This window comes from Mycobacterium sp. (assembly GCF_044342925.1).
Taxonomy (GTDB): Bacteria; Actinomycetota; Actinomycetes; order Mycobacteriales; family Mycobacteriaceae; genus Mycobacterium.
The window spans coordinates 1-12,001 of the sequence record NZ_JBIIOV010000107.1 but is presented as its reverse complement, the minus strand read 5'-3'; the positions used below and the strand labels follow the sequence as shown (position 1 = coordinate 12,001).

The 12,001-nt window shown below is 67.9% G+C and carries 11 protein-coding genes; 4 read left to right on the top strand and 7 right to left on the bottom strand.

Annotation, left to right across the window (positions count from 1 at the left end; all coding sequences use genetic code 11):
* Positions 1-712 (top strand): glycerol-3-phosphate dehydrogenase C-terminal domain-containing protein (locus ADBZ6I_RS11970; RefSeq protein ID WP_526384076.1); only part of this gene is annotated, 712 nt, incomplete at its 5' end.
* 1 nt (position 713) lies between these two features.
* On the opposite strand, the gene ADBZ6I_RS11965 is transcribed toward ADBZ6I_RS11970, so the two are convergent.
* From ADBZ6I_RS11965 to aceE, 7 genes are all read right to left on the bottom strand, one after another.
* A complete protein-coding gene (locus ADBZ6I_RS11965; protein WP_526384074.1) occupies positions 714-2,135 on the bottom strand; it encodes an acyl-CoA carboxylase subunit beta in 1,422 nt (473 codons plus the stop codon).
* Between the two features lie 60 nt (positions 2,136-2,195).
* Entirely contained in the window at positions 2,196-3,449 is a 1,254-nt protein-coding gene (gene kasB, locus ADBZ6I_RS11960) for a 3-oxoacyl-ACP synthase KasB (protein ID WP_526384072.1), read from the bottom strand.
* A 25-nt stretch (positions 3,450-3,474) separates the two neighbouring features.
* On the bottom strand, positions 3,475-4,725 hold the full coding sequence (gene kasA, locus ADBZ6I_RS11955; RefSeq protein WP_526384070.1) for a 3-oxoacyl-ACP synthase KasA: 1,251 nt from the start codon (positions 4,723-4,725) through the stop codon (positions 3,475-3,477).
* Positions 4,722-5,021, bottom strand: a complete 300-nt coding sequence (acpM, locus tag ADBZ6I_RS11950; protein WP_526384068.1) for a meromycolate extension acyl carrier protein AcpM — start codon at positions 5,019-5,021, stop codon at positions 4,722-4,724. Before acpM ends, kasA begins: the two co-directional genes overlap by 4 nt.
* A gap of 58 nt (positions 5,022-5,079) precedes the next feature.
* Positions 5,080-5,994 carry an ACP S-malonyltransferase gene (locus ADBZ6I_RS11945; RefSeq protein WP_526384066.1) on the bottom strand — a complete coding sequence of 305 codons (915 nt, stop codon included), beginning with the start codon at positions 5,992-5,994 and terminating at the stop codon, positions 5,080-5,082.
* A gap of 126 nt (positions 5,995-6,120) precedes the next feature.
* On the bottom strand, positions 6,121-7,413 hold the full coding sequence (locus ADBZ6I_RS11940; RefSeq protein ID WP_526384064.1) for a PucR family transcriptional regulator: 1,293 nt from the start codon (positions 7,411-7,413) through the stop codon (positions 6,121-6,123).
* Between the two features lie 60 nt (positions 7,414-7,473).
* The gene (gene aceE, locus ADBZ6I_RS11935; RefSeq protein WP_526384062.1) at positions 7,474-10,266 is read right to left on the bottom strand and encodes a pyruvate dehydrogenase (acetyl-transferring), homodimeric type; all 2,793 of its coding nucleotides are present in this window, start codon (positions 10,264-10,266) and stop codon (positions 7,474-7,476) included.
* A 152-nt stretch (positions 10,267-10,418) separates the two neighbouring features.
* On the opposite strand from aceE, the gene ADBZ6I_RS11930 reads away from it, so the two are divergent.
* From ADBZ6I_RS11930 to ADBZ6I_RS11920, 3 genes are all read left to right on the top strand, one after another.
* On the top strand, positions 10,419-10,988 hold the full coding sequence (locus tag ADBZ6I_RS11930) for an Rv2240c family protein (RefSeq protein WP_526384060.1): 570 nt from the start codon (positions 10,419-10,421) through the stop codon (positions 10,986-10,988).
* Positions 10,989-11,051: 63 nt separating this feature from the next.
* Complete coding sequence (locus ADBZ6I_RS11925) at positions 11,052-11,504, top strand: DUF3052 family protein (RefSeq protein ID WP_526384058.1); 453 nt, start codon at positions 11,052-11,054, stop codon at positions 11,502-11,504.
* Positions 11,501-11,965, top strand: a complete 465-nt coding sequence (locus ADBZ6I_RS11920; RefSeq protein WP_526384056.1) for a peroxiredoxin — start codon at positions 11,501-11,503, stop codon at positions 11,963-11,965. The genes ADBZ6I_RS11925 and ADBZ6I_RS11920 overlap by 4 nt, the downstream gene beginning before the upstream one ends.
* Positions 11,966-12,001 lie beyond the last annotated feature (36 nt).

Sequence of the window (12,001 nt, the reverse complement as noted above, 5' to 3'; positions counted from 1 at the left end):
TGCGGCACTGACCATTCCGATCCCCGGCGAGACCAACCGGTTCGTTTTCGCCCTACCGGCCCAGCTGGGCCGGGTGTACCTGGGCCTGACCGACGAGGAGTCGCCCGGCCCGATCCCGGACGTGCCGGAGCCGACCCCGCAGGAGGTGCGCTTCCTGCTCGACACCGCTAATACCGCGCTGCAGACGGCGCTGACACCGGCCGACGTGACGGGTGCGTATGCGGGTCTGCGCCCGCTGATCGACGCGGGGGACGAAAGCGGCCGGACTTCCGACCTGTCCCGCGATCACGCGGTGCTGGAGTCCGCGGACGGCCTGTTCAGCGTCGTCGGCGGCAAGCTCACCGAGTACCGGCACATGGCGCAGGACGTCCTCGACCGCGCGATCGGCGAGCGGGGGCTCACGGCCGGGCCGTGCCGCACCACGAATCTGCCGCTGGTGGGGGCGACCGGACAACCCGCCGGACCGGCGTCACTGGTGGCGCGCTACGGCGGGGAGTCGTCCGCCGTCGTCTCCGCCGCGCGGTGCGACCGACCGACCGAACCGGTGGCCGCTCGCATCGACGTCACCCGGGCCGAATTCGAGTTCGCGATCACCCACGAGGGCGCTCTGGACATCGATGACATCCTGGACCGGCGCACCCGCATCGGACTCGTGGCGGCCGACCGGGAACGTGCCGTCGCCGCCGCGCAGGAGATGCTCGCGACCCGCTGACCTACAGCGGGATGTTCTTGTGCCGCCCGCGGCGGTGCGGCGCCTCGGCCAGGGCCTGGGTGAGCTTGCTGCGGGTGTGGGCCGGGTCGATCTTCTCGTCGACCACGCCGATGTCGATGGCGCTGTCCACCCCGCCGGCGATCCGCTCGTGCTCGGCGGCCAGCTCCTCGTGCAGCGCCTCACGCTCGTGCTCCGGGGTGGCCGCCAGCTTCTTCTTGTGCAGAATGCCCACGGCCGCTTTGGCGCCCATGACCGCCACCTCGGCGTCCGGCCAGGCGAAGACCTTCGTGGCGCCGAGTGACCGCGAGTTCATCGCGATGTAGGCCCCGCCGTAGATCTTGCGGGTCACCAGGGTGACGCGCGGAACGGTGGCTTCACCGAAGGCGTGCAACAGCTTCGCGCCGCGGCGCACCACCCCGCCCCACTCCTGGTCGACGCCCGGCAGGTAGCCCGGCACGTCGACGATGACCACCAGCGGGATGCCGAAGGCGTTGCACAGCCGCACGAAACGGGCAGCCTTCTCGGCACTTTCGGAGTTCAGGCAGCCACCGAGCCGCAGCGGGTTGTTGGCCAGCACGCCGACGGTCCGTCCGGAGAGCCGGCCCACGCCGACCACCATCGACGGCGCCCAGCGGGATTGGAACTCCTCGAAGGGGGAGTCGGAGTCGAGCAGTGCTTCGACCAACGGGTGCACGTCGTAGGCGCGGCGCGCCGACTCCGGCAGCAGGGCGTGCAGGTCGACGTCTCCGGCCTCGGCTTTGGAGCGGTCGAAATGGCCCTGCTGGGAGAAGTATTCGACCAGCCGTCGGCCGCGGACGTACGCGTCGGTCTCGTCGTCGGCGACGATGTGACACACACCGGACTTCTTGTGGTGGGTGTCGGGGCCGCCGAGGGACTCCATGTCGACGTCTTCGCCGGTCACGCTGCGGACGATGTCCGGTCCGGTGACGAACACCCGGCCCTCGGGAGCCATGATGACCACATCGGTCAGCGCCGGCCCGTACGCGGCACCGCCGGCGGCGAACCCGACGACCACCGAGATCTGCGGGACGTGGCCCGAGGCCCGGATCATGGCCTCGAAGACCAGACCGACCGCGTGCAGGGCGCGCACGCCCTCGGCCAGCCGGGCGCCGCCGGAGTGCCAGATCCCCACGATGGGGCTGCTTTCCTCGATCGCGAGGTCGTAGGCGTTGACGATGTGCTGGCAGCCCTCAACACCCATCGCGCCGCCCATGACGGTGCCGTCGGTGCAGAACCCGATGGTGCGCACACCGTTGACCGTGCCCGACGCCGCGAGCACGCCGGAGCGGTCACGTTCGTGGAGTAGTTCGATGCTGTCCTCGTCGAAAAACGCTCGCAGTCGACGCAGCGGATCGCGAGGGTCGAGCGACTCGTCGACCTCTACAGGGGCCAGGATCGTCATCCATACCTCCTCATGCTGCGTTGCGCCAGCCCGACTTTTTCAAATCCGGGCCGGCTGTTGTTAGTACTTACCGAATGCGATGGCGACGTTGTGTCCGCCGAATCCGAACGAGTTGTTCACCGCGTACTGGTAGTTACCGAGGCGTGGTTCGTCGGCCACCACGTCCAGGTCGACCTCGGGGTCGAGGTTCTTGAGGTTCAGCGTCGGGGGAACGATGCCGTCCCGCAACGCCATCACCGTCAGGATCGACTCGACCGCACCGACCGCGCCCACCGAGTGGCCGAGTGCCGACTTCGGCGCGTAGACCACGGGCCGGTGGCCGCCCAACGCGTTGTTGATGGCCTTGCTCTCGGCGATGTCACCCACCTGGGTGCCGGTGGCGTGGGCGTTGATGTGATCGATGTCGCTCGGCTGCAGGCCCGCCAGCTGGACTGCCCGGGTGATCGCCTGGCCGGCCTGCGCGCCGTTGGGATCCGGCGCGACGATGTGGTAGCCGTCGGAGGTCACCGACGCCCCCATGATGCGGCCCAGGATGGTGGCCCCGCGCGCCTTGGCGTGCTCCTCGGTCTCGATGACCATGAGCGCGGCAGCCTCGCCGAACACGAAACCGTTGCGGTCGACGTCGAACGGCCGACAGGCCCCGGCCGGGTCGTCGTTGGTGGTCGACAGCACGATGCGCATCTGGGCGAACGCGGCGATGGGCACCGCCTCGATCTTGGTCTCCACGCCGCCGCAGATGGCCATGTCGGCCTCGCCGTAGGCGATGTTGCGCCAGGCGGTGGCGATGGCCTCCGACCCCGACGCGCAGGCTGAGATCACCGTCGTCACACCGGCTTTGGCCCCAAGCTCAAGTCCGATCACCGCGGCGGGTCCATTGGGCATGAACTTCTGCACCACCAGCGGGGACACCGCGCGAAGACCCTTGGTCCGCATGGCGTCGTAGGCGAACAGCAGTTCCTCCGACGACCCCATCCCGGTGCCGACGGACACCATCAGCCGGCGGGTGTCGACCTCCGGGGCGCCGGCGTTCTGCCAGGCCCGGCGGCCGACCACGGTGGCCATCCGCTGCAGGTAGGACATCCGCCGGAGCTCGACCTTGTTGAGCTCGCTCTCGAAGTCCTCCAGCAGATGACCGCCGATACGCACCGGCAGGTCGTACTCCTCGATGAACGGATCCTTGAGCGTGCGGATCCCGGATTGTCCGTCGAGGAGCATCTTCCAGGTGTTCTCGGCGTCGGTGGCGAGCGCGGTCGTCATGGCGATGCCGGTGACGACCACGTTCGGCAGACCGTTACCCGTAGTCAGCTGTGCCATCGGTGCAGTTGGGCCCTTCCCCGGATCAGTACCGGCCGAACGCGAGCGCGACGTTATGCCCGCCGAATCCGAACGAGTTGTTGATGGCGTACTGGTAGTCGCCGTAACGCGGTTCCCCGGCGACGACGTCCAGATCGATCTCCGGGTCGGGCGTCTCGTAGTTCAGCGTCGGCGGGATCACCCCGTCGCGCAGCGAGAGCACCGTCAGGATCGATTCCAGGGCGCCGACGGCGCCGATCGAATGGCCCAGCGCCGACTTCGGCGCGTACACCGGTGCGTGCTCAACACCCGCGACCCGGATGGCCGCAGCCTCGGCGATGTCGCCGATCGACGTCGAGGTGGCGTGGGCGTTGACGTGGCCGATGTCCGCCGGCGACAAGCCCGCCGTCTCCAGCGCCCGCTTCATGGCACCGCCGGCCCGCAGGCCGTCGGAGGCCGGGGCCACCATATGGAACGCGTCGGAGGTGATACCCGCACCCAGAAGCCGGGCCAACGGCGTGGCGCCGCGGGCCTTGGCGTGCTCCTCGGTTTCGAGGATCATCATCGCGCCGGCCTCACCGAAGACGAACCCGTCGCGGTCCTTGTCGAACGGACGCGACGCCGCGGCCGGATCGTCGTTGCGGGTGGACATCGCGCGCATCATCGAGAACGCCGCGATCGGCAGCGCCTCGATCATGCCCTCGACGCCACCGCACACGACGACGTCGGCATCACCCATGACGATGTGACGCCAGGCGTGCGCGATGGCCTCCGACCCGGATGAGCAGGCCGACACCGGGGTGATGACACCGGCGCGAGCGCCGAGGTCAAGACCGACCACCGCGGCCGCACCGTTGGGCATGATCATCTGAACGGCCAGCGGCGACACCTTGCGGATGCCGCCCTCGTTCATCGTGTCGTAGGTCTCGACGATCTTCTCGCCGCCACCCAGACCCGTGCCGATGACGACCGCGAAGCGGTCCGGGTCGACCTCGGGGGCGCCTGCGGCATCCCACATCTTGCGACCGAGGTATTTCGACATCCGCTGGACATACGACATCCGTCGCAGATCCAGCCGGCCCATGTGGTCGTCGATTGGATCGACGAGATGCCCGCCGATCCGCACCGGCAGGTCCCACTTGGTGACGAAATCGTCTTCAAGGACCCGGATTCCGCTTTCGCCGGCCAGCAGGGCCTTCCACGTGCTGTCGATGTCAGCGCCCAACGCCGTGGTCGCCTCGACGGCGGTCACCACGACGTTGGGGAAACCCCCGTTAGCAGTGGAAGGACGTGTCATGACTCCGACGCAAACTTCTCGCGAAGGGCGGCGGCGGCCTCGGGGTTCTCCGACTCCAGCTTCTGGATGTAGGCGACGACGTCACCGACGGTCCGGAGGCCGGCCAGATCCTCGTCCGGAATCTTCACGCCGTACTTGTCCTCGGTCTGCACGGCGATCTCAACCATCGACAGCGAGTCGATGTCCAGGTCGTCGACGAAGGACTTCTCCGGGGTGACCTCGGACGGCTCGATACCGGTGACCTCTTCGATGATCTCGGCGAGACCGGCGATGATTTCATCTTGACTGGCGCCCACGTCGTGGCTCCTTTTCTGGTTGACGATCTATCTACTGGGTTGTTCTGGAGCGGCCGGCCTAGAGATCGGCGAGCCGGTCCAGATCTGCGGGTGTCTTGACGGCATGCGTCACGACGCCCCGAAGTTCACGTTTGGCGATGCCGGTCAGCGCCCCCGCCGGGGGGAACTCGACGATCGCCGTGGTGCCGACATTGCGCATGGTCTCGGTGCACAGATCCCAGCGCACCGGGCGGGTGAGCTGCGCGACGAGCTTCTCCATCGCGTCGGCGCCCGAGGTGACGGGCTGGCCGTCGACGTTGGATAGCAGCGTGGTGGTGGGGTCGGCCGGGCTGACCTCTGCGGCCGCTGCCGCGTAGCCCTCCAGCGCGGAGGACATGTAGTGCGTGTGAAACGCCCCGGCGGTGGCGAGCTGGCGCACCCGGGCCTTGGCCGGCGGATCCTCTGCCAGCTTCTCCAGCGCCGACACCGCGCCGGCGGCCACGATCTGACCCGCGGCGTTGCGGTTGGCGGGGATGAGTTCGAGGGCTTCCAGACGCGCCAGCACCTCGGCCTCGTCGCCGCCGAGCACCGCCGACATGCCTGTCGGCTCCAGCGCGCAGGCCCGTGCCATCTCGGCGCCACGGACCGCGGCCAGCTTGACGGCCTGGTCGGGGGAGATGACGCCGGCGATGGCATAGGCGGCGATCTCGCCGACGGAATGCCCGGCCACCACGGTCTTTCCGGGTCCGGCCGGCCAAAGGCCGCGCTTGGCCAGCTCGTCGTAGGCCAGCAGGGTGGTCGCGACGACCAGCGGCTGCGTCACGGCGGTGTCGGTGATCTCCTCGGCGGTCGCGGTGGTGCCCAGTCGGCCCAGATCCAGTCCGCTGATCTGCGACCAGGACGCAATCCGGTCGGCGGCACCGGGCGCCTCAAGCCACTCGGCGAGCATGCCGGGTGTCTGAGAGCCCTGTCCGGGCGCGAGGAACGCAATCACATCTCTAAGAGAACACTGTGAACGCTGCTTTTCCGGGTGTAAAGGATTATGAACCTTGTCTTAGGTTTTTGTGGAACCCCTACAAAGGTGCCCCGGGATGCAATGGCGGCGACGCCTTCCTGCGACCTATTCGCTGCGGCCCAGACCGACCAGGGGAGTCGTCAGCTGGGATGCCGGGCCGTTTGCACTGGTCTGGGCTTTGCCCGCGGTGGCCCCCGAGTAACCGAGCCGGCCGACCGTGGTGGCCACCCGCAAGACGTAGGCGTCCCGGGCCACCGTGGGATCGCGGCCGGTGAAGTCGGTGATCCGCTTGAGTCGGTAACGAACCGTATTTGGATGAACGAACAGTTTCCTGGCGCAGGCCTCGATGGCGCCACCACTGTCGAGGAAGGCGTCGAGAGTCTCCGAGAGTGCGGGACCGGCGTCGGCAAGCGGTCGGGTGATGTCGTTGTACAGGGCCGCTACCGCTGAGGTGTCGCCCAGAAGTGCCCGTTCGGGCAGCAGTTCACGGGCCGGTACCGGCCGGGGCGCCCCGGTCCAGCCGGCGACCGCGTTCATTCCCGAGATCGCCTCGCTGGCACTGAGATAGGCAGCGGTGAGCATCGGGGCGGTCGGGCCGATCACCACCGGGCCGTCGGAGAAGGCGCCCAGCAGGTCGTTGAAGAACCGGTCGGTGGGGGGCAGCGGACCGGAGATGATCGCAATCAGCCAGGTGCCGTGCACGTCAGCGAGTGCCGCGCGTTCATTGCGCAGCGCGATATCCCGGACGTCCTCACCGGCGAGTTCCTCCCGGCCGGGTCGCGGGCTGCCGACCACCACCGTCGCCGGCGCGGTGGTGTCCCAGTTCAGCGCCGCTGCCCGGGACAACAGTTCAGGGCCGGTGTCGCCGCGCACGACGGCGTCGACCACGCTGGCCTCCATTCGGCTGTCCCACGACCCGCGCGCCTCGGCGGCGTCGGCATAGGCGCTGGCCGCGGCGAAGGCGAGATCGCGGCTGTAGCGCAGGATTCCGACCGTCAGCGCGGTGGCCTGCTCCTCGTTGCGGGCGACCGCCGGAACGACCTCTTCGAAGAACTCCATGGTGACGCGCACCATGTCGACGGTCTGGGCCAGCGCGATCTTGCGGGTCAGGTCCGCAGGAACGAGCTCGAACGCCTGCGCGGTGTAGCCGACCTGACTGGCGGGGTTGCGCACCCATTCGGCGAAGTTCACCACCGCGGCCTGGACCACCAGTTGCACGCTGGCGCGTTGTGAGGCTTCGAGTTCGGCGAAGAACGGCAGGCGTTTCTGCATGGCATGCACGGCTTCGGTGGCCAGCCGGCCCGAGCGCCCCTTGAGTCGGCGCAACGTCGACTCGGGGACATTCTCCAGCAGTTCCAGCGGAGAGCGCTGCACCTCGAAAGGCGGGCTGTCGGGCACCTCTAAAACGTACGTGAATATTTGGCGGAAAGCTCTAATTCACGCCGTTCCGAGGCGGCCTCACGAGACCCCCGAGTCCGAGGTCTGCTCCGGCGCTGCCAGCACGTCGTCGATCCGGTACTCGCGGGCGGCCGAGACGGCCACCGTGGGATCGATCTCGCCGTCCCGGGCCAGCGCCTCCAGCACGGCGACGACCACGGATTCGGCGTCGGTGTTGAAGTAGCGCCGGGCGGCCGGCCGGGTGTCGGAGAAACCGAACCCGTCGGTGCCGAGCGTGACGTAGGTGTTGGGCACCCACTGCCGGATCTGATCCGGCACGGCCCGCATCCAGTCCGACACCGCGACCACCGGACCGGCTGTCTTGCCCAGCTGTTCGGTGACGAACGGTGTGCGCGGCTGCCGGTCCGGATGGCGCAGCCGTTCCTTCTCGACCTCCAGGCCGTCGCGGTGCAGTTCGTTCCAGCTGGTCACCGACCACACGTCCGCGGCGACGTCCCAGCGCTCGGCCAGCATGTCGGCGGCCCGCAGCGCGTCGGGCATGGAAACCCCGGACGCCAGGATCTGGGCCACGCTGTTGCGCTTCTCGGTCGAGGGCCGGAATCGGTACATGCCTTTGAGGAGATGCTCGACGTCGAGGTTCTCCGGTTCGGCGGGCTGAGCGTAGGGCTCGTTGTAGATGGTGATGTAGAAGAACACGTTCTCCGGGTTCTGCCCGTACATCCGGGCCAGGCCGCTTTCGATGATGTAGGCGACCTCGTAGGCGAACGCCGGGTCATAGGCCACCACTGCCGGATTGGTCGAGGCCAGCAGCTGGGAATGCCCGTCGGCGTGCTGCAGGCCCTCGCCGGTGAGCGTGGTGCGCCCGGCGGTGGCCCCGAGCACGAAGCCGCGCGCCATCTGATCGGCAGCGGCCCAGAAGCTGTCGCCGGTGCGCTGGAAGCCGAACATCGAATAGAAGATGTAGACCGGGATCATCGGCTCGCTGTGGGTGGAGTACGACGTGCCCACCGCGGTGAACGACGCGCACGAGCCCGCCTCGTTGATGCCCTCGTGCAGGATCTGGCCCTTCGGGCTCTCCTTGTAGGCCAGCATCAGCTGTGCGTCGACCGCGGTGTAGAGCTGGCCGAGGCGGTTGTAGATCTTCAGCGTCGGGAACCACGAGTCCATGCCGAAGGTGCGTGCCTCGTCGGGAATGATCGGCACGATCCGTTTGCCGACGGCGTTCTCCCCGGTTTCGCGCAGCAGTTCCTTGAACACCCGCACGGTGGCCATCGTCGTCGCCACCGCCTGGTTGCCCGAACCTCCCTTGAGCGGCTTGTAGACGTCGCGGGAGGGCAGGGTCAGCGCCCTGGAGCTGTTGCGCCGCTGCGGAACTGGGCCGCCCAGCGTGGTGCGCCGGTCGAGCAGGTAACGGATCTCCGGGGAATCCGGGCCCGGGTGGTAGTACGGCGGCAGGTAGGGGTTCTCCTCAAGCTGGGCGTCGCTGATCGGGATGCGGATGGCGTCGCGGAAGTCCTTGAGGTCCTGCAGGGCGAGCTTCTTCATCTGATGGGTGGCATTGCGGCCCTGGAAGTGGGCGCCCAGCGAGTAGCCCTTGATGGTCTTGGCCAGGATCACCGTCGGCTGGCCCTTGTGCTCCATCGCCGCCCGGTAGGCGGCATAGACCTTGCGGTAGTCGTGGCCGCCGCGCTTGAGGCTCCAGATGTCGGCGTCCGAGATGTGCTGCACCAGCGCCTTGGTGCGCGGATCGCGTCCGAAGAAGTGCTCCCGCAGATAGGCGCCGTCGTTGGCGCGGTAGGTCTGGTAGTCCCCGTCGGGGGTCGAGTTCATCAGGTTGACCAACGCGCCGTCTTTGTCGGCGTGCAGCAGCGCGTCCCACTCCCGGCCCCACACGACCTTGATGACGTTCCAGCCGGCCCCGCGGAAGAAGGACTCCAGTTCCTGGATGATCTTGCCGTTGCCGCGCACCGGGCCGTCGAGCCGTTGCAGGTTGCAGTTGATGACGAACGTCAAGTTGTCCAGGGCCTCGTTGGCGGCGAGCTGGATCAGTCCGCGGCTTTCCGGCTCGTCCATCTCGCCGTCGCCGAGGAACGCCCACACATGCTGGTCGGAGGTGTCCTTGATGCCCCGGTCGTGCAAGTAGTGGTTGAACCGGGCCTGGTAGATGGCGTTCATCGGGCCCAAGCCCATGGAGACGGTGGGGAATTCCCAGAACTCCGGCATCAACCGCGGGTGCGGGTAGGACGGCAGACCGCCGCCGGGATGGCTGTGCTCCTGCCGGAACCCGTCGAGCCGGTCCTCGGTGAGCCGGCCTTCCAGGAAGGCCCGGGCGTAGATGCCGGGGGAGGCGTGGCCCTGGATGTACACCTGGTCGCCGCCACCGGGATGGGACTTGCCGCGGAAGAAGTGGTTGAAGCCCACCTCGTAGAGCGACGCCGAGGACGCGTACGTGGAGATGTGACCGCCCACGCCGACGCCCGGGCGCTGGGCACGGTGCACCATGATCGCGGCGTTCCACCGGATCCAACGCCGGTAGCGGCGCTCGACCTCCTCGTCGCCGGGGAACCACGGCTCCATTTCGGTCGGGATCGTGTTGACGTAGTCGGTGGACGTCAGAGCGGGAATCGCCACTCGCTGCTCACCGGCGCGCTCCAGCAGCCGCAGCATGAGATAGCGGGCGCGGGCCGGGCCGGAGCGGGCGAGCAGGTCGTCGAAGGACTCCAGCCACTCGGATGTCTCTTCGGCGTCGATGTCGGGCAGATAGGACGCGACTCCTTCGCGGATGACCCGAACCCGTTCGGATTCGTTTGGGCCGCTCTGGGTCCCCTGATCTCGCGCGAACTCGGTGGTCAATTCCGCTCCTCGATGGCTTCGGCGGTATGCACGGGCAGCATGTGTCCCATCGTGCCGCAACTGCGTCGCTCAGGACGCAGAGTGCCGCAGCAAAAGCGAGGAAATTCGGGCGGCACCCGAATCCGACCGCCGAACCGGTAACGTCTGCACCCGTGCTGAGCGGAAACCCGCGGGTGGTGCGAGTCGCCGGATTGACCGTCGGCGCGGTGGCCGCACTGGGCATCTTGACCGTGGGGTGCACCACGGTCACCGGCGGTGGCGCCACCGCCAGTTCCGGCGACGCCCCTGCCTACCGCACCTCGGTGTCGATGTCGTCCTCGCAAGCGGCAGCCAGTTCCAGCGCCCGCGAGTCCGAACGTCAGGCGGCGATGACCACTCAGGCCGTCCATGACACCTGCGAGACGCTGTCGACCTCCAGCGCCGACGCCATTGACGCGGTCAATGCCTACGTCGGCGCCTTCAACGCCCCGGGGGGCGATACCGAGTCGGCCGCGGGTCCGGCCGTGGACGCGCTGTCCCAGAGTGCGGATGCGGTGGAGAAGAGCATCGCCGAGATCGTGCCGGAGAAATTGACGGACGCATTCATGGAGTGGGTCGACGGCGCCCGCACCACCGCGGACGCAATCACCAGGCGAGCGCCACCCGCGGAGTTCAATACGATCATCGATGATCTCAACGGCGCCCGGTCGGACGTCCTGCGACTCTGCGATGCCACGTACTGAGCAAAAAAACACCAACAGTGAGGCGACCGGCTACGGCGTGCGACGATATGCGCACGACAGCCGATGACAGAGGAGGTTGCGACGGTGGTCGCCGCGAGTGACAGCGAGCCCAACTACGCCCAGAGGCTGGGCATCCAGCACGGTCAAATCGTCCAGGAGCTGGGCTGGGACGATGACACGAACGACGATATTCGCGCCGACGTCGAGGATGCCTGCGGCGGCGAACTCATCGACGAGGACGCCGATGAGGTGGTCGACGTGGTGGTGCTGTGGTGGCGTGAGGAGGATGGGGACCTCGTCGATCAGTTGATGGACGCCATCGCGCCACTCGCTGAGGACGGCGTCATCTGGGTGCTGACGCCCAAGACCGGGAAACCGGGTCATGTACTTCCGGCCGACATCGCCGAGGCCGCGCCCACCGCCGGGCTGATGCAGACCTCGTCGGCCAACCTTGGCGACTGGATCGGCAGTCGCCTGGTGCAACCGAAATCCAAAGCAGCAGGGAGACATTCATGACACTGGCCATCGGCGCCGAGGCGCCGGATTTCACTCTCAAAGACCAGAACGGCCAGCCGGTCACCCTCAGTGACTTCCGCGGCAAGAAGAACGTCCTGCTGGTGTTCTTCCCGCTCGCCTTCACCGGCATCTGCCAGGGCGAGCTGGACGAGGTGCGCGACAACCTGCCCAGCTACGACAACGACGACACCGCGACGCTGGCCGTCTCCGTCGGCGCCTCGCCCACGCACAAGATCTGGGCCACCGAAAGCGGCTTCACCTTCCCGGTGCTGTCCGACTTCTGGCCGCACGGCGCGGTGGCGCAGGCCTACGGTGTCTTCAACGAGGACGCGGGTTTTGCCAACCGGGGCACCTTCGTCATCGACCGGTCAGGCATCGTGCGATTCGCCGAGATGAACCAGCCCGGCGAGGCCCGCGACCAGAAGGTCTGGACCGAGGCGCTGGCGGCTCTGAGCGCCTGAGGCGAATTTCGCGCCCCTCGTAGTGGGCGGGTAACC